Annotated in this window: 27 protein-coding genes; 18 read left to right on the forward strand and 9 right to left on the reverse strand. The window is 73.0% G+C overall.

Annotated elements, in window-relative coordinates; translation table 11 throughout:
* Positions 1-5: 5 nt before the first annotated feature.
* The 5 genes from H958_RS0125785 to H958_RS0125805 form a co-directional block, all read right to left on the reverse strand.
* Complete coding sequence (locus tag H958_RS0125785; RefSeq protein ID WP_051324823.1) at positions 6-827, reverse strand: beta-ketoacyl-ACP reductase; 822 nt, start codon at positions 825-827, stop codon at positions 6-8.
* A 100-nt stretch (positions 828-927) separates the two neighbouring features.
* Positions 928-2,202, reverse strand: coding sequence for a condensation domain-containing protein (locus H958_RS0125790; protein ID WP_028060754.1), 1,275 nt, complete (start codon positions 2,200-2,202; stop codon positions 928-930).
* Positions 2,203-2,489: 287 nt separating this feature from the next.
* Complete coding sequence (locus H958_RS0125795; RefSeq protein ID WP_028060755.1) at positions 2,490-2,759, reverse strand: hypothetical protein; 270 nt, start codon at positions 2,757-2,759, stop codon at positions 2,490-2,492.
* A gap of 15 nt (positions 2,760-2,774) precedes the next feature.
* Positions 2,775-3,464, reverse strand: a complete 690-nt coding sequence (locus H958_RS40410; protein ID WP_231379375.1) for a response regulator transcription factor — start codon at positions 3,462-3,464, stop codon at positions 2,775-2,777.
* A 142-nt stretch (positions 3,465-3,606) separates the two neighbouring features.
* Positions 3,607-4,482 carry an SDR family oxidoreductase gene (locus H958_RS0125805; protein WP_028060756.1) on the reverse strand — a complete coding sequence of 292 codons (876 nt, stop codon included), beginning with the start codon at positions 4,480-4,482 and terminating at the stop codon, positions 3,607-3,609.
* Positions 4,483-4,858: 376 nt separating this feature from the next.
* Here H958_RS0125805 and H958_RS48930 point away from each other — a divergent pair, with 376 nt between their 5' ends.
* From H958_RS48930 to ligD, 10 genes are all read left to right on the forward strand, one after another.
* Positions 4,859-6,181, forward strand: coding sequence for a helix-turn-helix transcriptional regulator (locus tag H958_RS48930; RefSeq protein ID WP_028060757.1), 1,323 nt, complete (start codon positions 4,859-4,861; stop codon positions 6,179-6,181).
* Entirely contained in the window at positions 6,178-6,852 is a 675-nt protein-coding gene (locus H958_RS0125815) for a LuxR C-terminal-related transcriptional regulator (protein WP_028060758.1), read from the forward strand. Before H958_RS48930 ends, H958_RS0125815 begins: the two co-directional genes overlap by 4 nt.
* Positions 6,853-6,941: 89 nt before the next feature.
* Positions 6,942-8,090: a hypothetical protein gene (locus H958_RS0125820; protein ID WP_028060759.1), complete on the forward strand. Its 1,149-nt coding sequence runs from the start codon at positions 6,942-6,944 to the stop codon at positions 8,088-8,090.
* A 1,988-nt stretch (positions 8,091-10,078) separates the two neighbouring features.
* The gene (locus tag H958_RS0125835) at positions 10,079-10,741 is read left to right on the forward strand and encodes a response regulator transcription factor (protein ID WP_028060761.1); all 663 of its coding nucleotides are present in this window, start codon (positions 10,079-10,081) and stop codon (positions 10,739-10,741) included.
* A 553-nt stretch (positions 10,742-11,294) separates the two neighbouring features.
* Positions 11,295-12,776 (forward strand): hypothetical protein, encoded by a 1,482-nt coding sequence (locus tag H958_RS0125845; protein WP_028060762.1) that lies wholly within the window; start codon positions 11,295-11,297, stop codon positions 12,774-12,776.
* Between the two features lie 42 nt (positions 12,777-12,818).
* The gene (locus H958_RS44075) at positions 12,819-13,430 is read left to right on the forward strand and encodes an HD domain-containing protein (RefSeq protein ID WP_196807571.1); all 612 of its coding nucleotides are present in this window, start codon (positions 12,819-12,821) and stop codon (positions 13,428-13,430) included.
* A gap of 48 nt (positions 13,431-13,478) precedes the next feature.
* Positions 13,479-13,934 carry a Fur family transcriptional regulator gene (locus H958_RS0125855; RefSeq protein ID WP_028060763.1) on the forward strand — a complete coding sequence of 152 codons (456 nt, stop codon included), beginning with the start codon at positions 13,479-13,481 and terminating at the stop codon, positions 13,932-13,934.
* A gap of 324 nt (positions 13,935-14,258) precedes the next feature.
* Entirely contained in the window at positions 14,259-14,405 is a 147-nt protein-coding gene (locus tag H958_RS46830; RefSeq protein WP_156028281.1) for a hypothetical protein, read from the forward strand.
* A gap of 417 nt (positions 14,406-14,822) precedes the next feature.
* Positions 14,823-15,278, forward strand: a complete 456-nt coding sequence (locus H958_RS0125875) for a hypothetical protein (protein WP_028060766.1) — start codon at positions 14,823-14,825, stop codon at positions 15,276-15,278.
* A gap of 91 nt (positions 15,279-15,369) precedes the next feature.
* Entirely contained in the window at positions 15,370-16,257 is an 888-nt protein-coding gene (gene ligD, locus H958_RS0125880; RefSeq protein ID WP_081686399.1) for a non-homologous end-joining DNA ligase, read from the forward strand.
* On the opposite strand, the gene H958_RS0125885 is transcribed toward ligD, so the two are convergent.
* Positions 16,254-17,906, reverse strand: a complete 1,653-nt coding sequence (locus H958_RS0125885; RefSeq protein WP_028060768.1) for an alpha-amylase family protein — start codon at positions 17,904-17,906, stop codon at positions 16,254-16,256. The two genes, ligD and H958_RS0125885, sit on opposite strands and share 4 nt — an antisense overlap.
* A gap of 42 nt (positions 17,907-17,948) precedes the next feature.
* Between H958_RS0125885 and H958_RS40420 the strand changes: the two genes are divergently transcribed.
* From H958_RS40420 to H958_RS0125910, 5 genes are all read left to right on the forward strand, one after another.
* Complete coding sequence (locus tag H958_RS40420; RefSeq protein WP_051324825.1) at positions 17,949-18,623, forward strand: cation transporter; 675 nt, start codon at positions 17,949-17,951, stop codon at positions 18,621-18,623.
* 4 nt (positions 18,624-18,627) lie between these two features.
* Complete coding sequence (locus tag H958_RS0125895; RefSeq protein WP_028060769.1) at positions 18,628-19,008, forward strand: YkvA family protein; 381 nt, start codon at positions 18,628-18,630, stop codon at positions 19,006-19,008.
* Positions 19,009-19,276: 268 nt separating this feature from the next.
* Complete coding sequence (locus tag H958_RS45495) at positions 19,277-19,447, forward strand: amidohydrolase family protein (protein WP_156028282.1); 171 nt, start codon at positions 19,277-19,279, stop codon at positions 19,445-19,447.
* A gap of 555 nt (positions 19,448-20,002) precedes the next feature.
* Positions 20,003-20,362, forward strand: coding sequence for a response regulator (locus tag H958_RS0125905; protein ID WP_037411684.1), 360 nt, complete (start codon positions 20,003-20,005; stop codon positions 20,360-20,362).
* Positions 20,363-20,389: 27 nt separating this feature from the next.
* Positions 20,390-21,040, forward strand: coding sequence for a response regulator transcription factor (locus H958_RS0125910; protein WP_028060771.1), 651 nt, complete (start codon positions 20,390-20,392; stop codon positions 21,038-21,040).
* On the opposite strand, the gene H958_RS40425 is transcribed toward H958_RS0125910, so the two are convergent.
* A complete protein-coding gene (locus H958_RS40425) occupies positions 21,034-22,086 on the reverse strand; it encodes an ATP-binding protein (RefSeq protein ID WP_322090774.1) in 1,053 nt (350 codons plus the stop codon). The two genes, H958_RS0125910 and H958_RS40425, sit on opposite strands and share 7 nt — an antisense overlap.
* Before the next feature lie 62 nt (positions 22,087-22,148).
* On the opposite strand from H958_RS40425, the gene H958_RS40430 reads away from it, so the two are divergent.
* From H958_RS40430 to H958_RS0125930, 3 genes are all read left to right on the forward strand, one after another.
* A complete protein-coding gene (locus H958_RS40430; RefSeq protein ID WP_231379377.1) occupies positions 22,149-22,691 on the forward strand; it encodes a DUF4396 domain-containing protein in 543 nt (180 codons plus the stop codon).
* A gap of 289 nt (positions 22,692-22,980) precedes the next feature.
* Positions 22,981-23,106 carry a hypothetical protein gene (locus H958_RS48815; protein ID WP_255325453.1) on the forward strand — a complete coding sequence of 42 codons (126 nt, stop codon included), beginning with the start codon at positions 22,981-22,983 and terminating at the stop codon, positions 23,104-23,106.
* 37 nt (positions 23,107-23,143) lie between these two features.
* Positions 23,144-24,154 (forward strand): 5-methyltetrahydropteroyltriglutamate--homocysteine methyltransferase, encoded by a 1,011-nt coding sequence (locus tag H958_RS0125930; protein ID WP_037411690.1) that lies wholly within the window; start codon positions 23,144-23,146, stop codon positions 24,152-24,154.
* Here the strand turns inward: H958_RS0125930 and H958_RS0125935 are convergent.
* Positions 24,135-24,542 carry a DoxX family protein gene (locus tag H958_RS0125935; protein ID WP_028060773.1) on the reverse strand — a complete coding sequence of 136 codons (408 nt, stop codon included), beginning with the start codon at positions 24,540-24,542 and terminating at the stop codon, positions 24,135-24,137. The two genes, H958_RS0125930 and H958_RS0125935, sit on opposite strands and share 20 nt — an antisense overlap.
* The gene (locus tag H958_RS40435) at positions 24,542-25,531 is read right to left on the reverse strand and encodes a VOC family protein (protein WP_051324827.1); all 990 of its coding nucleotides are present in this window, start codon (positions 25,529-25,531) and stop codon (positions 24,542-24,544) included. The genes H958_RS0125935 and H958_RS40435 overlap by 1 nt, the downstream gene beginning before the upstream one ends.
* Between the last annotated feature and the right edge of the window lie 19 nt (positions 25,532-25,550).

Here is a 25,550-nt window from a genome sequence, read left to right on the forward strand (position 1 = left end):
CGTCGTCACATCTCCATGCCGCCATTGACCGCCCACACCTGCCCCGTGATGTACGACGAGGCGTCGGCGGCGAGGAAGCGCACGACGCGTGCCACCTCCTCGGGGCGGCCGAGGCGGTCGAGCGGGACCTGGGCGCGGATCCCGTCGAGCACCTTCTCGGGCACGGACTCGAGCATCTCGGTCTCGATGAACCCGGGCGCGACGGCGTTGACCGTGATGTTGGCGCCGTGGGGGGACAGCTTGCCGGCGCGCTTGAGCGCGAACGCGGCCTCCTTGGCGAGCGACATCGTGAGCCCGAACAGGCCGGACTTGGAGGCCGAGTAGTTGACCTGTCCGATGTTGCCGGTCTGCCCGATGATCGAGGAGATGTTCACCACGCGGCCGCTGCCGCGCTCGACCATGTGCGCGAGCGCCGCCTGAGCGGTGAAGAAGGCGCCCGAGAGGTTGACCGCCAGGACCTTGTGCCAGTCCTCGTCGGACATCTTCAAGACGGTGCGATCGGCCGTGATGCCGGCGTTGTTGACCAGGATGTCGAGCCGACCATGACGCTCGATGACCTCGCCGATCGTGCGCCGGCACTCCTCGGCGGAGCCCACGTCGCTCTGGTGGATCGACATCGCGATGCCGTCGCGTGAGAGCTCGGTCTGCAGCTTCTCGGCCCGCTCGCGGTTGCTCCCGTAGCCGGCGGCGACGGTCGCGCCGTGGGCCGCGAGGGCCCGCGAGATCGCCGCCCCGATGCCCCGCGTCCCTCCGGTCACGAGGGCGACGCGACCCTTGAGCTCCGACTGGCCTTCTGCATACGCCTGCTCGTTAACGATGGTCGCCACGGTCAATCACGCTTCCCCTGGTCGGCATGGGCGCGGCCATACTCGCCTCGCGCGCGCGTGCGCGCGACTGGCCCATAGGCCGGTCCGAGTGGACACAGGGTCACCCGAGCAGGATGTCCTTATAGCGATCCATGAATGCGCGCGCGGCCTCCGCGCCGAATTGTGGGTGGCGATAGCGCAGCGTGAGACGCAGCCGGTCGCCGTAGGTCAGCGCCCCCATCGCGGCGCCGAGCGGCATCCGGCCGGGCGGCGAGAACCACACGTCCTCGACGTCGCAGCCGAAGTCGTCGAGCACGCCGAGGTTCGACAGGCTCGCGGTGTCGACGACGCGGTTGCCGGTCAGCGGGATCAGCTCGGGCAGGTGGCGCTTGACGCCGATCGTCAGGAACGCGTTGCCGGCGAGCAGGTCGACGACGACGCCGGCCAGGCCGTCGCGCCTGATCGCGCGCGTCTGGCGGCCCATCACCGCGAGCGCGTGATCGAGGTCGTCGGCGAGGCCGTCGGAGACCGTGACGTAGGACGCGAAGTTCCCGACGATCTCGGTCCGCCACTCGGGCGGGCGCAGGTTGACCGGCATCGACAGCGAGACGCGCCGCGCCCGGCGCCCGTGCTCCTCGTTCCAGCGCCGGCACGTGATCACGAGCGCGGCGAGCAGCACGTCGTTGACGGTCCAGTCGCTGTCGCGATGATCGCGCACGGCGGCCGTCTCGGCCGGGGTGAACGCGAGCGTCTCGACGCCGTACCCGGCGCGGTCCCCGCCGCCGTCGGTCGCGAGCCGGGCGGGCGGTCCCCACTGGGTCGCGGAGTGCCGGACCATCGCGCGAGAGCGCGCGAAGCGGTCCGTCAGCGATGCGGCGCCGGCGAGCGCCCGCACGTCGCGCACCGCGAGCGGGTCCAGCGGCGGGACGGGGTCCTCGATGCCGGAGTACGCGCGCAGGATCGAGCGCATCAGACGCGCCGCGGCCATGCCGTCGCCGGCCGCGTGGTGGAGGTTCAGCGCCAGCGTGTCGCTCGCGGGCCCGTGGGCGAGCAGCAGCGCGAAGGGCGGCGCGGCGTCGAGCGAAGGGCTGCGGCCGAGCAGCCGCTCGCGTGCGGCGTCCAGCGCCTGGTCATCATCGCACCACGCGATGTCGAGCGGGACATCGGCGAGCTCCTCGGCGATCTCCCAGCGATAGGCGAAGTCGCCGTTGCGCCAGGTGGCGAGCTGTGCGCGCGCCAGTGGATGGCGCTGCGCGGCGGCGCGGATGGCGCCGGCGACGCGGTCGGGCTCGAGCCGGCCGGCGACGCGCGCCTCGAGGTGCACGGTCCATGGCTCCTCGCAGTGGTCGAGGATCAGGAACAGCTCGTCGAGACGGCTCAACGGGACGGTGGTCATCTGGCGACAGTGACCGACCGTCGGGGCCGCGGTCGTCGGCCGAAGGTCATACCGCTTCGGGTCCGCCGGACAGGCGGCGCCCGCGTCTCGGCGAGCTACCGTCGAGTCGGCGTGCTCAGGCACGCTGCCGGCGGAGATCAGGCTGGACCCTTGGCCCGATGCTCGAGCCCAGCGCACCGCGCTGAGCCGGGCGTTCGGGCTCTCTCGACATCACGTCGCGCGCGCAGCTCGCCCGCGCCCTCCCAGCCGGCGCGGGCGAGCCAACCTGATCACGTGGTGACGGCTCGTCAGTTCTCCAGCAGCTGGCGCGCGAACTTGCTCGAGGCGTCGGTCATGTCGCGCGTGAACGTCGCCTGCGCCCGCAGGAGCCGGCTCAGCCACTCGATCTCGCTCTGGTCCGCGAGCTTCTCCTGCGAGTCGGCGAACGCGCTGAGCGCCTGCTCGAACGCCTCAAGCAGCTCGAGCCGCGTCTGGCGTCCGGCGGCCATGATCTGCTCATTGCTCTCACGGATGCTGTTGAGGATCTGTTCGCGGTCGCGCAGTGGCTCGGACGTCATGGTGCTTCTCCTGATTCAGGCAGCCCGCCGGATCGGCGGCTGCGCAGGGTGTCGGGTAGGCCCCGGTCCGCCCGCGAGTGAGAGTTGTGCTCCCGACAGCAGGCCTAGCCGCTGCGCAAGGTGGACGGCGGCCGCGCGGTTGGGGACGTCAAGGCGCTTGTAGATCAGGGTCGTGTGGTGCTTGACGGTGTCGACCGAGAGGCCGAGCTCGTCGGCGATGCGGGGGTTGGTCGCTCCCTCGGCCATCAGGTTGAGGATCTGCTGCTGGCGGCGCGACAACGGACCGCGGGCGACCTCGGGGCTCCACACGAACCGCTGGCCACCGGCGGCGACCGCGCGGATCGCGGACAGCAGCTCCGCGGCCGTGCAGTCCTTGGCGATGAAGCCGGCGGCGCCGGCGACGCGCGCCGCGTGCTGGGTCAGCGTCGAGGTGCTCGAGGTGAGCAGGACGCGGGTCCCCGGCGCGCGCTCGCGGATCGCACTGCAGATGTGGATGCCGTACTCCTCGCCGACGAACAGGTCGACGAGGGCGGCTTTCGGTGCATGACGCTCGGCGAGCAGCACGGCGTCACCGCCGCGGCGGGCGCTCACGACGCGCGTGACCCACGGCTGCCGGAGCAGGAGGACGCGCAAGCCGACGTGGACGATGTCCTGGTTGTCCACCAAGAGCACGCCGACGCGCAGATCCGCGCCGGCGGCGCTCACCGGAGCCACCCCGGATGTGGGGGCGTGGGTGTGCCGGACTGGCATGCGGCCAGTCTCCCCGTCGTCGCCCGAAGGAACCATGGGCGCCCTCCGGAAAGCGGTGTCGGACCGACCGGAGCAAGGGGTGGGGTAGGCCCTACCATCACACGCCCACCAGGTCGCCGCGGTGGGCGATCAGGACGTCGCGCAGCGAGCTCGGCTGGCTGCCCGTAAGGCGCATGAACGCGGGGTCCACGACGTCGTAGTAGCCCTCGCGGATCGCCTTGCCGAACGCGACGATCGACCGCGCCACGGGCTTGGGCGCCCCTGCCCGGGTGAGGCCCCAGGTGAGTGTCCGATCCCCGACGGGCACCAATTTGACGGGCTTGCCGCTGACCTCGGCGAGCAGGTCGGCGAGCTCGCTCTGGGTGAGCGCCTCGGGACCGGTCACGTCGTAGGTCTGGCCCTCGTGGCCCTCGGTCGTGAGCGCGGCGGTGGCCGCACGCGCGCAGTCGCGGCGCGAGACGGAGGCCAGCCGGCCCTCGCCGGCGTTCGTGTAGAGCTTGCCGCCGGCGACGGCCAGCGCACCGGGCGGCACCTGCAGCTCGGCGAAGGTCGCGTAGCGCATGACCGTCCAGTCGAGCCCGCTGTTGTGCAGGATCGCCTCGGTCTCGCCGTGCTCGGTCGCGATCGGGCCGACGGGGTGGCCGGCCTCGGGCTTCGGGAACGAGGTGTAGACGACGTGCTTGACGCCGGCGGCCTTGGCGCCCTCGATCGCGGCGCGGTGCTGGGCGACGCGCCGGCCGATCGAGAGCGTGCTGATCAGCAGCATGCGCTTCCCGCCGGCGAACGCTCCGGGAAGCGACTCGGGCGCGTCGAAGTCCCCATGCCGGACCTGGGCGCCCTGGGCGGTCAGGTGGTCCAGCGCGTCCGGGTGCCGCGTGACGAAAATGAGCTCGTCGGCGGGCACGCGCTCGAGCAGCTCCTCGGCGACGAGCCGGCCGAGCTGGCCTGACGCTCCGGTGACGATGATGCTCATCCGCGAATCTCCGATCTCCTAAAGTGGCGGCGCCGTGTTCGAGGTGGACGCGCCGATGCGAATCGCCAAGCTAGGTTGGGTCGAGGCACCGGGCGACTGGACCGAGCGCCAGCGGTGCCCGCCCGAGGGTCGGGGCAGCCGCGAACCGCACAGTGAGCCACTACGCCGAAGTGGCGTGCCCGCCCGGCTCGTACCCCCGGCGGGGGACGCGCAAGAGCCGCCGTATGGCCGATGACGAACGGGGCGCGGTCGTGGAGCATTTGGTCCAGTCATGCGACATCGCCATGCCCAGACCCGACCCCTTCCGGCCCGCGAAGGGCGCACGCTGCGCTCGGTCCACGTTCCCCCTCCGTCGCTCACGCGTACGGGGGAGGGTGTGGATCCCGGCGCGCTTGCCGACCTGGTCGCGGCAGCCGGCCCTGACGTCGCCGAGCGCGCTCGCGCGGCGCTTGCGCCCGTGCTCGCGCACGACGCGCTGATCCTCGTCACGCCCGCCTCCCCCGGCTTCCCCGTCCAGATCGCGGCCTCGCGCGGCTTGCGCGAAGGCCTCGCGTCGATCGCCTGGAGCCGGCTGGCCGACGCCGGCACCGTCGCCGAGGGCGCGGTGGCCCGGTTGCCGATCTCCAAGCTCGACTGCGGCTTGGACCTGGCCGGGTGGATCGCGACCTCCGGACGCCTCACCGTCGCGCTCGTCATCGCCGCCCAAGGCAAGCTCGAGCTCGATCCCCGTGCCGAGCGCGCCGCGATGCTGATCTCGATGCTCGCGGCCGCGCGGGCGCGCAGCGTCGACCACGACCCGCCGCCGGGGACGCTCGCGTTCTCGCGCGCCGTCAGCCAGGAGCGCGAGCGCGTCCGGGCAGAGCTCAACAGCCGCCATGCGGCGACGCTGTCGAGCGTGCTCCAGACGCTGCGCGGCGCCACCTGGGCCGGCGGCTCGCGGACCGCGCCGCCCGCGGTGAGCGAGTCGATCGACCTCGCCTCGCGCGCGCTGCTGGACCTCGAGTCCATCAACGAGCATCCCGACGAGACCGGACGCGTGCTGCTCGGCATGGCGTTCGGCGAGACCGAGAGCGAGGTGCGCGGCATCGTCCACGCCGCCCGCCTGCGCGTGCTCGCCGACCTCGACGCCGACGAAGGCGTGCAGGTGCCGCGGGCGATCGCCCAGGCGGCGCGGATCGTCACGACCGCCGCCGGCCTGCGCGCCGCGCGCCGGCCGGGCGCCGACAAGCTGCGCGTCCTCTGGCGGCTCAGCGCCTCCACGCTCGCCGTGACCGTCGCCGACAACGGCACCGGGCTCGACGTGGCGGAGTCGCGCGGCACGTTCGCCGACGTCGAGCGGCGGCTCGGCGGACTCGACGCCGAGATCGAGCTCGACTCGCGGCCGAACTGGGGCACCACGCTCGTGTGCCGGCTGCCGCTGCACGACGCCGCGGCCGCGCCGGAGACACCGGCCGAGAAGCGGCTGGCCGAGCTGCGCGACCGTGAGCGCGAGGTGCTCGAGCTGATGATCGCGGGGCTGCGCAACCGCGAGATCGCCGAGCGGCTGTTCATCAGCGTGCGGACGGTCAAGTTCCACGTCTCGAACATCCTCCAGAAGCTGGACGTGGACTCCCGCACCGCCGCCATCGCGCTGGCGCACACCGCAGGGATCTCGGCCCCGAGCGCCGCGGAGCCTGAGCCGGTGGCCGGCGCAGCGTGACCGAGCGCCGCGGCGCGATCGAGGTGCTCGTCGTCGAGGAGCACCGCATCGCGCGCGCGGGCTTGCGACTGCTGCTCGAGACCGACGGCGACGTGGTCGTCGTCGGCGAGGCCGCGCGCGGCGAGCAGGCGCTCGTGGGAGCGCGGACGCTGCTCCCCGACGTGGTCCTCCTCGACGACCGCGTGCCGGGGTACGGCGCGCTGCAGCTGGCGCGCATGATCGGTGGCCTGCCGCAGGTCGGCGTCCTGCTCCTGACCGGCTCGGTCGACGCGTCCGAGGCGCGCGCCGCGGTGCGCGCGGGCGTCGACGGGCTGCTGCTGCGCGACGGCGAGCCGCTCGATGTGGTGCGCGCGGTGCGCGCGGTCGCCACGGGCGGTGCGTTCCTGGCGCCGCCGTTCACGGGTCACCTCGTCGCCGCGCTCGAGCCGCGCCACCTCGGGGAGACGCCGCCGATGCTCCAGGAGCTGACGACGCGCGAGCGCGAGGTGATGGCGCTGCTCGCGTACGGGTGGAGCAATCCGCAGATCGCGTCGCGGCTGGACCTCAGCGCGGCGACGGTCAAGACGCACATCGCGCGAGCGCTGGCCAAGCTCGGCGTAAGCGATCGGGCGCGGCTGACGGCGCTCGCCTACGAGAGCGGATTGATCGCGGCCGGCGACACCGGGGACTAGGCCGGGCAGGTCCATGGTCCAGTGGCCGCCGTGGTGCGGCGAGGCGACATTGGCGTCTCCTCTGCCCCCGGACCCCTCAGGACCCCCCGATGCACACCTCACTTCGCCGCTGCCTGCGCGCGGGCGCCGCGGCCGCGCTCGGCTCGGCCGCCCTCGCCGCTCCGGCCGCGGCGCAGGGACCGACGCTGTCGGCCGACTCCAGTACCGACTCGATCATCGCGACCGGGATCGCGAACGGCACGACCACCTTGCAGGCGCTGCGGCGCGACCCCACGACCGGCAACCCTGTCGTGATCGGGCAGTACACGGCGAACGCCAACCCGTATCTGCCGTTCACGGTCAACACGACCACGCCGACGGCGCTCAACCCGGGCGGCGACTGCTGGCAGCCGGGCAAGCTCTCGCTCCCGGGCGGGGCTGGACTGACGCCCGACCTGCTCCCTGGTGACACGATCGTGATCTCGCCGAACGGCCCGTCCGCCGTCGTGCCGCCTGACGGGTCGCCGGCCGCCGGCTCGGGCGGTCCCATCCCGGGCTGCACCTCGCTGGAGGTGTTCGCGCGCAACGCGATCACGGGAGCCGCCGGCGGCGGCAACTCCGCCGTGACGGTGTCGGGCATCACGCAGCCGCTCGCCTCCGGCGTCACGGTGGGGGTGACCGACGGCAAGGCGTCGACCCCGGCCGCGACCGCAACCCTCGCCGGCGACGGGACCTGGTCGGCGACATTCCCGCTCTCGCAGTTGTCGGGGCTCGCCGACGGGACCCTGACCCTGAACGCCGTCTACGCCGTGCCCGACGTGGCGACCGGCGCCGGCGCGCACATCGGCGGGGTGCCGATGACGCTGACCAAGCGGACGGTCGGCGGCGCGGTCAGCGTGACTCCCGGCGCCGGCGGGGGCGCGACGCCGTCGAACCCGGCCGCGCCGGCCTTGCGCCTGACCGGACTGCGTACGGCATCGACGATCAAGCGCACGGCGGTACGCCGAAAGGGCATCCGCGTGTCCTTCATCGTGCCCACCGGCGCCACCGTCGTCCGGGTCACGCTCTCCCGCGCCGGCAAGACCGTGTACGGCAACGTCTTCAAGGCCGGCAAGGCGGGGGCACGGCAGACGGTCCGCCTCAAGAGCCCGGTGCTGGCGCGGAGGATCAAGCGCGGCACGTACCGCCTCAGCGCCGCCGCAGGCCCCTCGCGCGCCAACTTCGGCGTGTCTCGGGCGGTCACGGTGCACGTGCGCTGAAGGCGCCCCCCAGCCCGCCGGGCCGCCGGGCCGCTCTGGCCCGGCCCGCGCCCGCGTCAGCCCGTGTCCGGCGCGACTCGCGCGGGGAGCGACGTTGCCCTCCCCGTCGATCCGCCCAGGCTCCCGGGGCGGCCGGAGGTCCTTCGCCGGCGCGGCGGATCGGCGAACTGCGCTGGTAAGGGATGCGGGTCTGGTTCGCACGCCGCGACAGCGGCGCGGTAGTCGTAGCGAGCCGCCGGATCTCCTCGTCGAGCGGCGGCCAGCTCTGCGGGCGTCTCCGCTCGCCGTGTCGCGGCGCGCGCGCCTTCGATATTCCGCGCGCTCGCCGGGCTCGGCGGACTGCCGCGGGCTCGCCTTTCGATGCGCAGTTCCGGACCCCGCGCAACCCCGGGGCGGTCCTCGGCGCGGCTCCAAATGCCGCGCTCGCCTTCGCCGCGACGTGGCGGACACGCCACCACTCGACTCACTCGCGCGCCCGCGCGCGAGGGATTCGATGCGGCGCCACCGCGGTCTTCGGCGCGATCCTGCGCGACGTCACGGCCCCGGCCCTCGATGCGCCGTTCCGGAGCTGGCGCGACGCTGCGCGCGTGGCGCAGTGGGGCGTCACGGCCGGCTCGCCTTCGGTGCGCAGTTCCGTGCCCGGCGCGGCGCCGAGCTCGCGTGGCTTGGCGCCGCCACCGCCGGGCTCGCCTTCGATGCGCAGTTCCGTGCCCGGCGCGGCGCCGACTTCGCGTGCTTGGCGCCCCCGCCGCCGGGCTCGCCGCGGTGAGCAGTCGGGGCTGGCGGCGCGCCGAGTTCGCGTGGCTTGGCGCGGCGTCGCTGTTGGGCTCGTCTTCGGTGCGCAGTTTGGTGCCCGGCGCGGCGCCTAGTTCGCGCGGTTGGCGCGGCGTGACTGTCGGGCTCGCCTTCGATGCGCAGTTGCAGAACTGGCACGGCGCCGCGCTCAGCGTGACTCGATGCGGCGCCTTCGGCGCACAGTTGCGTGCCGAGCGCGGCGCGGCGCTCGAGTGGCTCGGTGCGGCGTCACTGCTGCGCTCGCCTTCGGGGCGCAGTTCCGGACCCCCGGGCCGGCGCCATCGCCGCCGGCTCTTGCAGAGCCGGTGCGCCCCGCGCGGCTCTCGGCGACGTCGTCGCCGCACCCGCCCGCGGTGCGGCAAGGCATCAGCGGCGCCCGCGCGCGCGACTCGCGTATACGCAACTCAACAACCGGCCCCCGACCGGAGGCCCCCGTGTCGCGGCCGACGCGGATCACGAGCAATCCGCCGGCGTCCAGCCGCAGCGCGCCGAGTCCGTGTGCGCCGCGTTTCGCGTTGCACTCGCACACCACGGCGACCGCCCGCTGACGCGGGGTCAGCGAGGCGGGTGCCGGAGAAGCGCCCGGGCAGCCCGCGGCCGAGGCCAAGGCCGCGGGCAGCCGGAGCGCGGCGACGGCGATGGCCGCCGCGACGAACCTCAACACGCCGGGTGCTCTTTCGAGACCGGGCGACGGAGCCCGGATCCCACCGACGCCAAACGGCGGCGAGAGGGGGCGCCGCCGCTGTCGAGCTCCGTCGTCACCCGAGCCCCGATTGCCCCCGGGACCTGCTGGGATTCGACGGAGGGGAGGCCGGCGCCGGTGGGATCCCGGCTTCGCCGCCCGCGCTCAGCTAGCGCGCGGCACGGTCCGCCATATCGGAGAATGGGCGAGGAGTGGCCCAACGGCGCATGTCGCGCACCTCGAAGTAGCGTTCGCTCGACCGCTGCGCCGCCAACTGCTCGCGGGCGAACAGGAAGCGCCGGCGGGTGCAGTCGAGGTCAGTAGGGCGGGCGGAAGCCTCGGGAGTGCGGGGCATGTTCATCAGGCGCTGTCCTCGCTCGTTCACTGATAATCACTGTTGCCACCGGAGGCCCGCCGGACCAGTGGCCCATTGCCCGGCCTCTCCCGACCCCTCGTCCGGGGCGTCGGAAATCGTCAGCCCTGAGGCCTCGACTGGCGCTACGGTTAGCTAGTGACCGCTCGACGAGTCGTCATCGCCGAAGACGACGTCCTCCTCCGCGAGGGCGTGGCGCGCATCCTGCGCGACGCCGATTTCGACGTCGTCGCGCTCGCCGGCGATGCCGAGGCGTTCCTGCGCCGCTCGCTCGCGCACCGCCCCGACGTCGTCGTGGTCGACGTCCAGATGCCGCCGGGCCACGGCGACGACGGGCTGATCGCGGCGATCGAGCTCCGCCGCCGCCTGCCCGGCACCGGCGTGCTCGTCCTCTCGCAGAGCCTGAGCGAGCGCTACGCGCTGGAGCTCATCCGCGAGGGCGCCGAGGGCGTCGGCTACCTGCTCAAGACCAGGGTCGGCGACGTCGACGCGTTCGTGGACGCCGTCGGGCGCGTCGCGGCCGGCGGCAGCGTGCTCGATCCCGAGCTCGTCACCCGGATGATAGGTCCGCGCCGCCCGGACGGGCCGGTCGGGGAGCTGACGGCGCGCGAGCACGACGTGCTCGCCGCGATGGCCGAGGGCAAGTCCAACCAGGGCATCGCCGAGTCGCTGCTGATCTCCGAGGCCGCGGTCGAGAAGCACATCACGAGCATCTTCCACAAGCTCAGGCTCTCCTCGGAGCGGAGCGGGCACCGCCGTGTGCAGGCGGTCTTGATGTTCCTGCAGGGCGCCCCCCGCTGATCCGGCACCCGGCCAGGGGTGCGACCGGGGGGCCCTCAGAACCGAATCTCGTGCCGGCGAGCGACTGCTCGGCGCGATCCCGTAGGCCGGCGCATGCGCGTCGACAGCAAGACGCCGACGTCGCCTGAGCCTTCATCTGCCGCGCCCGAACGGGTTGGCGCAGCGTGTCTTCCGGCGGAGCCGTGGCTACAAGAGATGTACGGACCGTTTGAAAGGAACCCGTACACACATGAACCCGTCACAGTTCGCCGCTTCCAGCGGCTCTGGAATCGCAATAACCCGCATGGCACTGGGCACCTGGGCCACCAACATGATCATCGCCCAGCGGCTCAGCGAGGCCGTATGGCAGCCCTTCGGCCGTGCGGCTACGTTGCCTGACCCGGTGGATGCCTGCTAGCCGGAGTCTCGCCGCATCCCCCGCCGCCGAAACGCGGCGGGGGGATCTGCGGCCCGAGCGTGCCACCTCGGAGCTCGGCAGGCAGCGCCGAGGTCCCGCCCCGTCCGGCACGACGAACCGTGCCGGGCAAGTCCCGCCGACAGAGGTGTCAGTTCCGTGCTTCGCCTCCTTCTCAGCACAGCACTCGCCACGCTGCTCGCGTGTGCTCCGGCCTTCGCCTCCGACGCCGACCTGAGCGCCGTCGCCCAGGGCGGGACCGGAGCGTTCATCGCCGGCTCGGCGAGCTCGCCAACCGATCTGCGTTCCGGTGTCGCCGGCGAGTGGGACACCGCCGCCGGCCGGTTCGACTGGCTGTGGAAGCTCGACGCCGCACCGGGGACGCTCGACACCCTGACCGACATCGTGCCCGCGGGCCCCTTCGTCTTCGCGATCGGCTCGGCCAACGGCGCGCTCTCCGTCGCGAAGCTCGACGCCGCCACCGGCACGCTGCAGCGCCCGTGCGGGTTCACCGGCATTGCGCTGCACCAGTTCGGCGCCGCGCTCGTCCCCGGCCGGGCGGTCGAGTCCGGCGGGCGCATCTTCCTCGCCGGCGCGACGCTCGGCAACCCGAGCCGCGGCGTGATCGCGGCGATCGACGAGAGCACCTGCCAGGTCGTGGGCTCGCGGCTCGTGGGGGGAGGGCAGGCGACCGGCTTCTCGGCCGTGGACGCCGCCCCGGACGGCAGCGTCGTCGTGTCGGGCTTCTCCGGCACCAGCGCGGCGCTCTTCCGCTTCGACGACCAGCTGCACCCGCTCGGGCAGCAGACCTATGGCGCGGGCGACAGCGCGTTCACCGACGTCAAGGCCGCGGGCTCGCAGGCGGTCGCGGTACGGAGCTCCGGGCTGCAGTGCGTGGCGCTGCCATCGCTGGCCGCGACCTGCGGGACCCACGCGCTCGGCCTCACCGGCGCCGTGCTCGCCCGGCGGCCGTCCGGCGGCTGGCTCGTGGCCGGCTCGCGGTACGGCAAGGCGACCGGGCTGCAGCCGGCGCTCGCGCCCTACTCGGCGGCGCTCGCGCCTGACGTGCAGGCCGACTTCAGGGCGTTCGGGAGCCTGCCCGCGGCGTTCACCGATCTCGCGGCCTCGCCGGCGGGGATCGTCGGCGCCGGCGTCAGCGGCTACTTCGGGACCCGCACGCCGTTCCTCTACACCGCCGCGCCCGACGGGAGCGCCGCCGCCTTCACGCCGCTCGGCGGATTCGACGCCGCCGCGGCCGCACCGCGGCAGCGGCTCACGGGCCTTCCGCCGGCGATCGGCGCCCCACCGCGCGCCGCTCTGAAGCCGTCGCGCGCCGCGCGCTTGAACGCGCTGCGGACGCGGCCGGAGGGCGACGGCACGTTCGGCCGGCTCGCGCTCCGCTGCCCGAGTGCGTGCTCGATGCGCGGCTCCGTCCTGGCCCGGTCGACCACCGTCGGCAGGGTCGCGGCGACGCTGCCCGCCCGCCATGCGCGCACGCTCCGCCTGCGGCTGACGCCCGCGGGGCGCCGCATGCTCACCCGCCACCGCCGCGTGCGCGTGACCGTGCGCGTCGCGGTGACCGGCGCGACGCTCGCTCCCCAGGTCTTCAAGCAGCACCTGACCCTGACCGGAGAGCGGTGACGCGGGCGACCGACCAGGCCGCCGAGCGAGCGTGATGGTCTGGTGAACGCGCAGCCCACCTTCACCCCGTGCGCTGCTATCCCGGTGCGCGTGCGCCGGTTCCCCAGCTTCGTAGAAGAGCTGCCCGTCACGCGCACCGCGCTGGAGTTCGCGGCGGCCCAGCACGCCGGCCAGGTCCGCGACGCCGACCAGGCGCCCTTCATCCTGCATCCGCTCGAGGTCGCGCAGCTGCTGCGGGGGCGCGGCTACCCCGACACGGTGGTCGCGGCGGGCGTGCTGCATGACGTGATCGAGGACACCGACGTCGAGTACGGCGAACTCGAGCGGCGGTTCGGCGCGCACGTCGCGGCGCTCGTGTGCGCGGTGTCCGAGCCGCCCGGCGGCGGGGGCTATGCCGAGCGCAAGGCGCGCCTGCGCGAGTCGGTCGCTTCCGGCAGCGCGGACGCCGCGGCCGTCTACGCCGCCGACAAGGTCGCAAAGGCGCGCGAGCTGCGCCTCGCCCTCGTGCGCGAGCCGCGCGCGCTCGACCAGGACAAGCTCGACCATTACTGGGCGTCGCTGGAGATGCTCGAGCACCGGCTCGGCCACCATGCGCTCGTCCGCCAGTTGCGCTTCGAGCTCGAGGCGCTCGCGCTGCTCCCGCCCGAGGCGTGACCCCGAGCGATCGAGCCCGGCGGCGGCTCGGAACTAGACTCGCAGGCGATGGCGAAGGCTGATGCACCGGTCTGGGCGCAGTACGCGCACGAGCGGCTCGCGAGCACCGGGTTCCGGCGCGGGGGCGCGCGCAGCGCGGTGATCGAGCTGCTCGACGGCCAGGAGTGCGCCCGCTCGGCGATCGAGATCGAGGACGCGCTGAAGGCGGGCGGCCGGCGCGTCGGGCGCGCGACCGTCTACCGCGTGCTGGACGAGCTCGACAGCCTGGGCCTCGTGACGCGGATCGACATCGGCGACGGGCTCGCGCGCTACGAGGCGATGTATCCAGGCGGAGCGCAGCACCACCATCACCTGGTGTGCGACGACTGCGGCAAGCTGATGCCGTTCACGGACGATGAGCTGGAGCGCGCGATCCGGCGGGTCGCGCGGCGCGAGGCGTTCGCGATCAACGATCACGACGTCACGCTGCACGGGTTCTGCCCGGACTGTGCGCCCTCCTCATAAACGGGTATCAGTCTCATCGGGCGTGCTCGCGCCCTTCTCCTACGCATTCGCCCTCCGCGGCGTTGCCGAGGTGCTGTTGCTCAGCGCGCCGATCGCCGGCGCGCTCGGCGCGGACGCGGTCTTCGCGCTCTCGGTCGGGCGCCTCTCGACGCGCCGGGACCCCGCGTACGACGTGATGACAGCGCTGGTCCTCGTCGGCGCGCCGGCCGCCGGTGTCACGCTGGCCTCGAACGTCTCCACTCAGGCTCGGACGTCGACACGCTGCTGTTCGGCAGCCTGTTCGCGGTCCACGGCGCGGACCTCCGGTTCGCCGCCGTGGTGGCGGTGTGCGCGCTCGCGGCGGCCGGGCTCGCGGCGCAGCTCAACGCGCCGCCGGGCGCGACGATCGCGGCGCTCGGCGGCGCCGTGTTCGCCGTCGCGGCGCTCGGCGGCGCCGTGTTCGCCGTCGCGGCGCTCACTGCGCGTCGCTAACGAGATTCGCTCTCGTTAGAGTCCGCGAGACCCGTTCTCGTCCCGGAGGTACTCGCCGTGCCCGTACGCCCCGCTCTCATCGCCGCCCCGGCGGCTCTCCCCGCACGAGCCCCGGCCGGCCGACGTGCAGGCGACGGCGGGCGCGAAGCTCGTGATCGAGTCCGGCGACAACCTCGACCGCTGGAGGGCGAGGTCGTGGGGGAGGCGGGAGGGAGCCCGGCCGTGCTGACGCTCTCGCCGGAACACACGCGGTACCGGATGCCGGGTGAGGCGACGGGACCGGAGGCGTCGGCGTACGACCCGCACTGGTGGCATGACCGATCGCGGGGCTGTGACGGGCGCGGGAGACGAGCCACACGACGTGCTGGTCTCCGGCGCCGCGTTCCTGCTCGCCGCGGCGGCGGGTAGAGCCCGGAGATGGAACGACTCGTGAAAGGGCTCGCGGCGGGAGCGGTCGGGACGTCGCTGCTGAACACCGTCACGTACCTCGACATGGCCGTCCGCGGGCGGCCGTCGAGCTCGGTGCCCTCGCAGGACGTCGAGAAGCTCGCCGGAGCCGCCCATATCCCGCTCGGCTCCGACGAGCAGACGGCGTCGGCGCGCAGGGAAGGGATCGGCGCGCTGCTCGGGTTCCTCACCGGCTTTGCGGGCGGCGCCGCGTTCGCCGCCGTCCGCGCGCAGGCGCCCGATGTCCCGTGGCCGCTCGCGGCGGCGGCGACCGGTGTCGCGGTGATGATCGCGACCGACCTCACGAGCACCGCGGCGGGAGCCACCGACCCGCGCACGTGGTCGGCGCTGGACTGGGTCTCCGACCTCGTCCCGCACCTGGCGTACGGCGCCGGCGTGACGCTCGCCTTCGACGCGCTCGACTAGCGTTCCGCGGGTGAGCTCCCCGCTCGACCTCCTCGACGACGCCGAGCGCGAGCAGGTGGCGCCGGGCCCGCCGCCGGAGGGCTCGGACGCGATGAAGGCGGTCCTCACCGACGACCGCTTCAGCGACTCCGGCTGGATCTACGAGCGCAAGCTCGACGGGATCCGCTGCATCGCGGTGCGCGACGGCGGGCAGGTCCGGCTGCTCTCGCGCAACGACATCGCGATGAACGCCCGCTACCCCGAGGTGGCCGCGGCGCTCGACGCGCAGTCCGGGCGCTTCGCGGTCGACGGGGAGATCGTCGCGTTCGACGGCGACGAGACCAGCTTCGCCAAGCTCACCCGGCGCGGGATCGAGTCCGTGCCGGTGTTCTTCTACGTCTTCGACGTCCTGTGGCTGGACGGCGAAGACGTGCGCCCGCTGCCGCTGCGCGCGCGCAAGCGACTGCTGCGCGCGGTACTGCGCTTCGACGACCCGCTGCGGGCGACCGCGCACCGCAACGAGGACGGCGAGGCGTTCTACGAGGAGGCCTGCCGCAAGGGCTGGGAGGGGATCATCGCCAAGCGCGCCGACAGCCCCTACGCGGCCCGGCGCTCGCGCGACTGGCTGAAGTTCAAGTGCGGGCACGGGCAGGAGCTCGTGATCGGCGGGTTCACCGAGCCGCGCGGGACGCGGATCGAGCTCGGCGCGCTCCTGCTCGGCTACTACGACGCCGAAGGCGCGCTCCGCTACGCGGGCAAGGTCGGCACGGGCTTCGACCGGCCGGCGTTGCGCGACCTCGGCGCGCGGCTGCGCGAGTTGCGCCGCGATTCCTCGCCGTTCGCGGACGAGATCCGCGAGCGCGGCGTCACCTGGACCGAGCCCCGGCTCGTGGCACAGATCGGCTTCGCCGAGTGGACCCGCGACGGCCGCCTGCGCCACCCACGCTACCTGGGGCTGCGCGAGGACAAGGACGCCTCCGAGGTCGTGCGCGAGCGCTAGGGCGCAACGCGCTCCCCCGGGCGGCGCAGCCGGAACCAGCGGTGCCCGTACGGCTCCAGCGGGATCGTCAGCGTGCCGCCCTCAGGAGCGAGGTGCCCGTCGCCGTGGAGATCGACGGCCTCCTCGGCGTCGAGCTCGAGCCGGGCCTCCAGCCGGTCGGCGGCGAACGAGTGCAGGGCGACGATCGTGCTGCCGGTCCAGTCCGCGCGGTGGGCGAGCACGGCGGCGTGGCCGGCGTCGAGCACGGTGCAGGCGCCCCAGCCCAGCTCCGGGCACTCGCGGCGCCGGCGGATCAGCCGCTCCATCCAGTTCAGGAGCGAGCCGTGGTCGCGCCGCTGGGCCGCGACGTTGACGCGGTCCGGCGCCCAGCCCGGCGCGTCGACCACCGGGCGCACCGGCTCCCCGCCGGTGGTGGAGAACCCGCCGTGCGGCTCGTCCGACCACTGCATCGGCGCGCGCACGCTGTAGCGGCCGGGGATCGCCAGGTTCTCCGCCATCCCGATCTCCTCGCCGTAGAACAGCACCGGCGTGCCCGGAAGCGAGAAGGCGAGGCTGTAGAGCAGCCGGATGCGGCGCTCGTCGCCGCCGACCATCGTCGGCAGCCGCCGCCGCAGCCCGCGGCCGTAGAGCTGCAGCTCCGGCTCGGGGCCGAACGCGGCGAACACCTCGGCCCGCTCCTCGTCGCTGAGCTTGTCGAGCGTCAGCTCGTCGTGGTTGCGGACGAAGTTCGCCCACTGGCAGTCCGCCGGGATCGCCGGCAGCGAGGCGAGCGCGTCGCGCAGCGGCGTCGCGTCGCCGCGTGCGAGCGCGAGGTACATCGCCTGGTTGACGACGAAGCTGAGCACCAGCTGCAGCTCGTCGCCGTCCTCGTCCCCGAAGAACGCGCGCTGCTGATCTGGGGCCAGGTTGACCTCGCCCATCAGGACGGCGTCGCCGCGGCGGCGGCCCATGAAGCGCCGCAGGTCGCGCAGCAGCGCGTGCGGGTCGTGGTGCGCGGCCGGGGGCAGCCCGGTCGGCTCGATCAGGAACGGCACGGCGTCGACGCGGAACCCCGCGAGGCCCTGCTCGAGCCAGTAGCCGACCACCTGGGCGATCTCGTCGCGCACGGCGGGGTTCGCGACGTTCAGGTCGGGCTGGTGCGAGTAGAACCGGTGCAGGTACCACTGGCGCGCCTTCGGGTCATACGCCCAGTTCGACGTCTCGCGGTCCGGGAAGACGACGTCGCCCGGCTTCTCCGGCGGCTTCTCGTCCGCCCACACGTAGAAGTCGTGGTACGGCGAGTCGCGGTCGCGCCCGGCCTGGAACCACGGGTGCTTGTCGGAGCTGTGGTTCATCACGAGGTCGGCGATCACGCGGATGCCGCGGTCGGACGCCGTGCGCAGCAGCTCGGCGAAGTCGCCCGGCGTTCCGAGCCGCCCGTCGATGCCGTAGAAGTCGGTGATGTCGTAGCCGTCGTCGCGTTCCTGGCTGGGGTAGAACGGCATCAGCCAGAGGCAGGTGACGCCCATGCCCGCGAGGTAGTCCAGCCGGTCCGTCAGCCCCGCGAGATCGCCGCAGCCGTCGCCGTCGGCGTCGAGGAACGTCTCGACGTCGAGGCAGTACACGATCGCGTTCTTCCACCACAGATCGCTCGTCGCCTTCGTCCTCACGGGCCGCTCCTACCCGGATACGGCAAGTAGAGTGTGTCGTGCATGAGCGCGCCGTTCGAGCTTCGGATCGCGTCCGCACCGGTCGCACCCGAGCGCCATGCCGCGCTCGCCCGGCGGGCCCGGCTGCTGTCGTGGCTCTCGCTGGGCGCGATGAGCGTCGAGGGCTTCGTCGCGATCCTCTCCGGCGTGTTGGCCGGCTCGATCGCGCTGGTCGGGTTCGGGCTCGACTCGGCGATCGAGGGGTTCGCGAGCGTGATCATCATCTGGCGCTTCACGGGCTCGCGCATCCACTCCCAGACCGCCGAGGAGCGCGCGCGCAAGCTCGTGGCGATCCAGTTCTTCCTCCTCGCGCCGTACGTCGCGGTCGAGTCCGTGCGCGCGCTGGTGGGCGGCGAGCACGCCGACGCGAGCGTGCCGGGGATGGCACTGGCGGTCTGGAGTCTCGTGACGATGCCGCTGCTCGGGATCGCCAAGCAGCGGATCGCCGCCGAGCTCGGGTCTGCGGCGACGAAGGGGGAGGGCCGCCAGAACCTGCTCTGCGCCTCCCTCGCCGGCGCGCTCCTGATCGGGTTGCTGGGCAACGCGATCGCGGGCGCGTGGTGGCTCGATCCGGCGGTCGGGCTGCTGATCGCGGTCGTCGCGGTCAAGGAGGGCGCCGAGACGTGGCGCGGGGACGGATGCTGCGCCGGCTCTCCGCTTGACGGCTGCTGCGACTGACTTCGTGAGCATCTGGCTCTGGATCGCGCTCGTCGCGCTCGCGCTCTACGCCGCGGCCGTCGCGGCGCTCGCGTTCGCCGGCCGCCGCGGCGACGCCCGGGCGCTGGCGGGCCTCGTCCCGGACTGCATGGTGCTGTTCCGCCGCCTGCTCGGCGATCCGCGGGTGGCGCGATCGCACAAGGCGCTGGTCGCGCTGCTGCTCGTCTACCTCGCGTCCCCGGTCGACCTGGTGCCCGACTTCATCCCCGTCGCCGGGCAGCTCGACGACGCGATCCTCGTCGCGTTCGTCCTGCGTCGCGTGCTGCACGGCGCCGGACCGCAGCTGGTGCGCGAGCACTGGCCGGGGCCAGAGCGCTCGCTGCGGCTGCTCACAGGCCGTTTTTGACGTCGCGTTCCTCGCGGGCGACGCGATCGCTGCGGGCGTGACGCCCGGGGTGCTATCCACTTCTGGATGCGCGTCATCGCGCTGGAGGAGCACTTCTGGACGCCGGAGATCGCGCAGGCGGTCGCCGGCGCGCGCCGCCATCCCGGGCTGCAGCTCGTGATCGGTCACATGGGGGAGATGCTCCCGTTCATGCTCGCGCGGATCGACGACCAGCTGCCGCCGCGCGTGACCGGCCAGGACCGGTGGCCTGTTCACGCTCCCGCCGCTGTTGTGCGCCCTGATGGTCTTCGGCGCCGAGAGGATCATGTTCTCGGTCGACTGGCCGTACGCCGCCAACGAGCCGGGCGGCGTGCTGCTTGCGACCGCGCCGGTGAGCCCGGCGGACCTCGAGCGGATCGCGCACGGCAATGCCGAGCGCCTGCTCGGCATCGATCGATGAAACGCGGCGCCGCCTGGAGCGCGGGCGCGCCAGGAGCCCGGGCACGCGCACGGCCGCGATCGTGGACGCCGCGGCCTGCGCCGGTCGCTTCGCCGCACCGATCCGTCCGGAGCCTGACGGCGCCGCGTTCGCGGTTCGGGGACGGGCGCCGCGGTTGCGGTCAGCGCTGGGACGAAGCCGGTGTCCGTGCTCGTACCCGCCGCTGGGACGCCGCGCGCGCGCCTCATCAGAATCTATGGGGTTTCGTTGCGCAATTTTGAGTGGCAGTACGTACAGGGCGCCGTGCAAAGCCGGATGCCGACGCGCCACCCCCGGTCGCTCGATGCGCGGTGTTGCAGGGATATCACGCCCGCTTCGGCGCAGTGAAGATCCACTGAGCGAACGGACGCCGCCGGCTTCACGACTCCGAAGTGGCCCTCGCGCGGGCGTGGTTGCCCGCCGTCGGTGGCGACGGGTACCACCGCCTGCAGCGCGAAACGACCACGTGTCCACGGACGGGCGAGGTGTCGGGTTGTCCCTACCTCGCGATCTGCTCCCGCTGCCATGCTGGGCAGCGTGACGGTGACCGTCCTCGTGGTCGATGACGACCCGGCGTTCCGCGGTGTCGCGCGGCGGATGCTCGCTGCCGTCGGGCTCGTCGTGATCGGCGAGGCCGGCACGGCACAGACCGCGGCTGCGGTCGCGCAGGAGCTGCGCCCGGACGCCCTGCTCGTCGACGTCGGGCTCCCGGACGGCGACGGCGTCGCGCTCGCCATCCAGCTGATGGCACTTCCGTGGCGCCCGCGCGTCCTGCTGACGTCGACCGATCCGGAGGCCGTCGGGCCTCGCGACGTGGCTCGCAGCGGGGCTCTGGGCTTTCTCGCCAAGCAGGACCTGCCCGACGCGCAGCTCGAGCTCCTCTTCGCCGCCCAGTGACGAGCGAGTAACGTGTCCGACGCGGCGATGAAGGCTCGCATCGTCATCGGGGAGGACGACGTGCTCTTGCGCGAGGGGATCGCTCGGATCCTCGCGGAGGCCGGCTTCGAGGTCGCCGCCCAGGCCGGCGACGCCGAGGATCTGCTGCGCAAGGCGCTCGCGCACAAGCCCGACGTGACGGTGGTCGACGTGCAGATGCCGCCCGACCGGACCGACGACGGGCTGCGGGCCGCGCTCGAGCTGCGCCGCCGGCTGCCCGGCAGCGGCGTGCTGGTCCTCTCCCAGTTCTACGAGAAGCAGTACGCGATGGACCTGATCGGCGATCGCGCGGAAGGCGTCGGCTACCTGCTCAAGGAGCGCGTCGGCGACGTCGACGCGTTCGTCGAAGCGGTCCAGCGGGTCGCGGCCGGCGGCAGCGCGCTGGACCCTGAGATCGTCGGGCGGATGCTCGGCCGCCGCGCGGCCGACAGCCCGGTCGACCGGCTGAGCCCGCGCGAGCGCGACGTGCTCGGCTCGATGGCGGAGGGCAAGTCCAACCAGGGCATCGCGCAGGCGCTCTTCATCACCGAGGCCGCAGTGGAGAAGCACGTCACCAACATCTTCCACAAGCTCGAGCTCGGCCCGACGCCGACCGAGCACCGGCGCGTGCGCGCCGTCCTCGCCTACCTCGATCACTGAAGCAGCGGCAGCACCGCGGTCACGCGCGTGCCGCCGCCGGGCGGACTGGTGAGCTCGAGCTTGCCGTCGAGCGCGGAGAGCCGGTCCTCGAGGCCGAGCAGGCCGGGCCCGTCGCGCCGCGCGCCGCCGGCCCCGTTGTCGCGCACGCTCACCCGCAGCGCGCCGTCGCGGATCTCCGCGCTGACGTGCGCACGCGTCGCGTGCGCGTGCTTGGCCACGTTGGTGAGCGCCTCGGCGACGAAGAAGTACGCCGTCGCCTCGATCGCCGGGGGCATGCGTCCGGCAACCACGTCGATCGCGACGGGAACGGGCGAGCGCGCCGCGAGCGACTCGATCCCGGCGCGCAGGCCGTGGTGCGTGAGCACGGCCGGGAGGATGCCGTGGGCGAGCTCGCGCAGCTCGGTGTTGGTGGTCTCCGCGTGCTGGAGCGCTTCTGCCACGAACCGCCCCGCGTCTTCGCCGCGGGCGAGCGCGCGCTTGGCGAGCTTGAGCGTGATGATCGTGTGCACGAGCCGCTGCTGCGCGCCGTCGTGCAGGTCGCGCACGACCCGGCGCCGCTCGTCGTCGGCGGCCGCGAGCACCCGCGCGCGGGACGCCTGCACGCCCTCCAGGCGCGCGCGCTCGGCGGCGTCCCGCGCCCGCAGCCGCGCACGAGCGGCGATCACCGCGGCGAGCACCGCCGTGAAGAACATGACGGAGATCGCGAACAGATCGCCGCCGTCCTTGCCGCGGAACAGGTCGCCGGTGGGCTCGGTGTGGAAGTAGTCGAGCGCGACGGCGCTCGCGATCGAGGTGATGATCCCGGGCAGCAGCCCCCAATAGATGGCCACGATCAGGACGCCGGCGACGTAGAGCACGCCGCTCGAGACGCCCGGGTCGAGATCCTGCAGCGGGTAGACGAGCAGGGTCACTGCGGCCACGACCGCCGCGCCGCATGCGAGACCCGTCAGGAGCGAAGGCTTGTCCCGGCGGGCTGCGGCCACGGAGCGCCTCGAATCAACACCACGTTCCAGCCTGTCACAAGGTCGCGGAGGAATCGACGCCACCGCAGGCAAGCCGGTTTGTTATACCCTGTAGGGGTATGACTGCGCACCATCATCACCACGCAATGCCGGCGGGCGGACGCGAGCTGACCCAGGTCGCCGTCAGCGCGACGCTGCACTGCCTGACGGGGTGCGCGATCGGCGAGGTCGCCGGGATGCTGATCGGGACGGCGCTCGGCCTCGGCAACCTGGCAACGATCGTCCTGTCGATCGCGCTCGCGTTCGTCTTCGGCTACGGGCTGACGAGCCTGCCGCTGCTGCGCGCCGGGCTGGCGCTCGGCGCGGTCATCCCGATCGCGCTGGCCTCGGACACGCTGAGCATCACGACCATGGAGATCGTCGACAACGCGATCGTGCTGGCCGTCCCAGGCGCGATGGACGCCGGCCTCGGCGACCTGCTGTTCTGGGGCAGCCTCGCGTTCGCGCTCGCGATCGCCGGCGTGTTCGCCGTGCCGGTGAACCGCTGGCTGATCGCGCGCGGGAAGGGGCACGCGGTCGTGCACGAGACCGGCATCCACGGCGGACCCTCGCCACGCGTCGTCGGCCTGGCCGCCGCCGTCGCGTTCGTGTTCGGCGCGACGGTCCTGATCGCCGAGGCGTTCGGCTGACGGGCCTGCCGCGGCCGGCGATGACGCCCACGACATCGCCGGCGGCGGAGGGCCGCGCCGAAATCGCGACGCGCTCCTCTCGAACTCCGCCCCCGGGACCTTCTCGTAGCGGACCGAGAGCGGGAGCCCGAGCGTGGTGCCGTAGAACTCCAGCGCCGCGTCGAAGTCCTTCACCGGCAAGAACGCGAAGTCGACGCCGGTGACGATCTGGGTTGACGTGCTCATCGGTGCGATGAGTTCGCAAGGGAACGACGGTCATATGGGGAAACGAACGAACCGGAGGAACCCCATGAGCAGCCCGACCGTCACCGAGATCATCCGCCGCCCCGAGGCCGTCGCGCACGACACGTTCATCGACGACCTCGCCGTCCGCGCCGCTTCAGCGCCGCGGGTCGACCGCGGTCGCGAACGCTGACGCCCCCGCGGCCGGCGGCGATGTGACAATGTCGCCGATGCTCACCAGCCTCGTCGGCTCCTACCCCCAGCCCGAGTGGCTCGTCGACCGGGAGAAGCTCCGCGGGCGCAGTCCCGCGCGCGTCCGCGCCCGCGAGATCTGGCGGGTGGACCCCGCGTACCTCCAGGAGGCGCAGGACGCCGCGGTGCTGATGGCGCTGCGCGACCAGGAACGCGCGGGCCTCGACGTCGTCACCGACGGCGAGATGCGGCGCGAGAGCTACTCGAACTTCTTCGTCTCCGCGCTCGAGGGGCTGGACCTCGACACGCCGGGAAGCGTGCCGGACCGCAGCGGCAACCCCCTCGCGGTGCCGCGCGTGGTCGGCCCGATCCGCCGGCGCGGCCCTGTCCAGGTGCGCGACGTCGAGTTCCTGCGCTCGGCGACAGACCGCGCGATCAAGGTCACCGTGCCGGGCCCGTTCACGATGGCCGCGCAGGCGCAGAACGACTTCTACGACCATCCGCAGGAGGTCGCATTCGCGTTCGCCGACGCCGTCCGCGAGGAGATCGCCGACCTGTTCGCGGCCGGGGCGGACATCGTGCAGCTCGACGAGCCGTGGATGGAGTCGCGCGCCGACGACGCCCGCGCGTACGGGATCGAGACGCTGCAGCGCGCGCTCGACGGCGTGCGCGGCACGACCGCCCTGCACATCTGCTTCGGCTACCCGCTGTTCGTTCCGGACCACGCACGCCGCTACCGGTTCCTGCCGGAGCTGGCCGCCGCGCCGGTCGAGCAGATCTCGATCGAGAGCGCACAGGCGAAGCTCGACCTCTCGGTCCTGGAGGACCTGGCGGGCAAGACGATCGTCCTCGGGGTGCTCGCCCTCGACGACGAGCGGGTCGAGACGCCGGAGGAGGTCGCGGCCCGGATCGAGCGCGCGCTGCCCTACACGCGCGACGTCGTCGCCGCTCCGGACTGCGGGATGAAGTACCTCTCGCGGGCGTCCGCCTACGGCAAGCTGGAGGCGCTCGTGGCCGGTGCGAAGCTCGTCAGAACAGCGGCCCCGTAAGTCCCGGGAGATCGTCCCCGAAGCGGTTGAAGATCGCGAACATGAACAGGCACGCGCCGGCCAGCGCGATGTTCTTCATGAACTGCGCCTCCTGGCCCGCGCGCATGCCGAAGTCGTTCTCCTCCCAGTAGCGGTGCGCGACGAGCGCCGCGGCCACGACGAACGCGGCGAGCGCGAGCACCGCGAGGTCGGGCCAGATGCCGAGGACCAGCAGCGCGCCGCCGGCGAGCATGACGACGCCGGTCACCGGGACGCTGACCTCCGGATTCGGCGCGCCGAAGGACTTCGCGTACGCGACCGAGCCGGCGCGGTTCGCGAGCTGCCGGTAGCCGTTCTGCCAGAAGACGAGCGCGAACAGGACGCGGCCGGCGATGTCGACGACGTCCATCAGACGGCCGCGGGCACGCCGTCGGCGGCCGGCTCCGGCTTCTTCGCGCCCTTCTTCTTCGAGCGCGGGCGCGGGTTGACGATCGGCGTCAGCTCGGCTTCGAGCTTGGCGCGAAGCGGCTCCACTCGAGGCGAGAGGCAGAGCCGGTCTCCGAGGTCCTCGAGCCTCTCGTCGAGCTGAAATCCAGGCCCGGTCGTGCAGATCTCCATCCGCCCTCCGGGAGACATCGAGTAGCACGAGTCGAAGAAGTAGTGGTCGAAGATCCGCGTCCACGGCCGCACGCCCTCGTTGGCCTCGTCGCGCGCCCGCTGGACCTCGGCGCCGTCGCCCGCGTCGTAGGCGATGTGGTGCCAGACGCCGACGCGGCCGTCGCCGCTCGGGAGGCCAGGCGGCTCGGAGAAGTACCAGCGGCCGGAGCGCTCGCCGTCGAGCACGAGCCGCGTGCCGTCCTGGCGGAAGCCGAGGTGCTGCGCGAACGGCAGCTGCTCCTCGAGCGTCGTGAACGAGCGCGCGCCCTCGATGCCGAGGATGCGGTGCTCGGCGGGGATGTCCTCGGCGCCGGCGACCAGCGGCGCGTCGGTCGCGTCGGACACCATCAGCTCGACCTCGTGGTGCTCAGGGTCGTGGAAGACGAGCGACTGCGGCTGCGTCGGATCCAGGCGCAACATCTCGCTGTGAGTCTGCGCCGCGATCAATCTGTCCATCCAATATTCGAGCGAGTCGTAGGACGCGACGCGAAGGACGAGGCGCTGGATGTCGCCGTCGCCGGGCACGCCCGGCTTGGCCTCCTTGAACTCGAGGAAGGTGACGACGCTGCCGGGGTTGCCCTCCTCGTCGCCGAAGTAGGTGTGATAGCGGAACGTCGTCTCGAAGTTCAGCGTGTTCTTGACGAACCGCAGTCCCATGATGCGGCACCAGAAGTCCACGTTCGCGGTGACGTCGCGCGTGATCCCGGTGAAGTGGTGCGGTCCCTTGAGCGGCTGCTTCATGCGTTCTCCTCCTCCGAAG

The organism is Candidatus Solirubrobacter pratensis (assembly GCF_000425945.1).
GTDB lineage: Bacteria > Actinomycetota > Thermoleophilia > Solirubrobacterales > Solirubrobacteraceae > Solirubrobacter > Solirubrobacter pratensis.

Coding starts and splice junctions, on each gene's coding strand:
- H958_RS0125790 (WP_028060754.1), bottom strand. CDS start 2,202: ATGACCACCGTCCCGTTGAGCCGTCTCGACGAGCTGTTCCTGATCCTC.
- H958_RS0125795 (WP_028060755.1), bottom strand. CDS start 2,759: ATGACGTCCGAGCCACTGCGCGACCGCGAACAGATCCTCAACAGCATC.
- H958_RS0125805 (WP_028060756.1), bottom strand. CDS start 4,482: ATGAGCATCATCGTCACCGGAGCGTCAGGCCAGCTCGGCCGGCTCGTC.
- H958_RS0125820 (WP_028060759.1), top strand. CDS start 6,942: ATGCACACCTCACTTCGCCGCTGCCTGCGCGCGGGCGCCGCGGCCGCG.
- H958_RS0125855 (WP_028060763.1), top strand. CDS start 13,479: ATGGCGAAGGCTGATGCACCGGTCTGGGCGCAGTACGCGCACGAGCGG.
- H958_RS0125875 (WP_028060766.1), top strand. CDS start 14,823: ATGGAACGACTCGTGAAAGGGCTCGCGGCGGGAGCGGTCGGGACGTCG.
- ligD (WP_081686399.1), top strand. CDS start 15,370: ATGAAGGCGGTCCTCACCGACGACCGCTTCAGCGACTCCGGCTGGATC.
- H958_RS40420 (WP_051324825.1), top strand. CDS start 17,949: ATGAGCGCGCCGTTCGAGCTTCGGATCGCGTCCGCACCGGTCGCACCC.
- H958_RS0125910 (WP_028060771.1), top strand. CDS start 20,390: ATGAAGGCTCGCATCGTCATCGGGGAGGACGACGTGCTCTTGCGCGAG.
- H958_RS40430 (WP_231379377.1), top strand. CDS start 22,149: ATGCCGGCGGGCGGACGCGAGCTGACCCAGGTCGCCGTCAGCGCGACG.
- H958_RS48815 (WP_255325453.1), top strand. CDS start 22,981: ATGAGCAGCCCGACCGTCACCGAGATCATCCGCCGCCCCGAGGCCGTC.
- H958_RS0125930 (WP_037411690.1), top strand. CDS start 23,144: ATGCTCACCAGCCTCGTCGGCTCCTACCCCCAGCCCGAGTGGCTCGTC.
- H958_RS0125935 (WP_028060773.1), bottom strand. CDS start 24,542: ATGGACGTCGTCGACATCGCCGGCCGCGTCCTGTTCGCGCTCGTCTTC.
- H958_RS40435 (WP_051324827.1), bottom strand. CDS start 25,531: ATGAAGCAGCCGCTCAAGGGACCGCACCACTTCACCGGGATCACGCGC.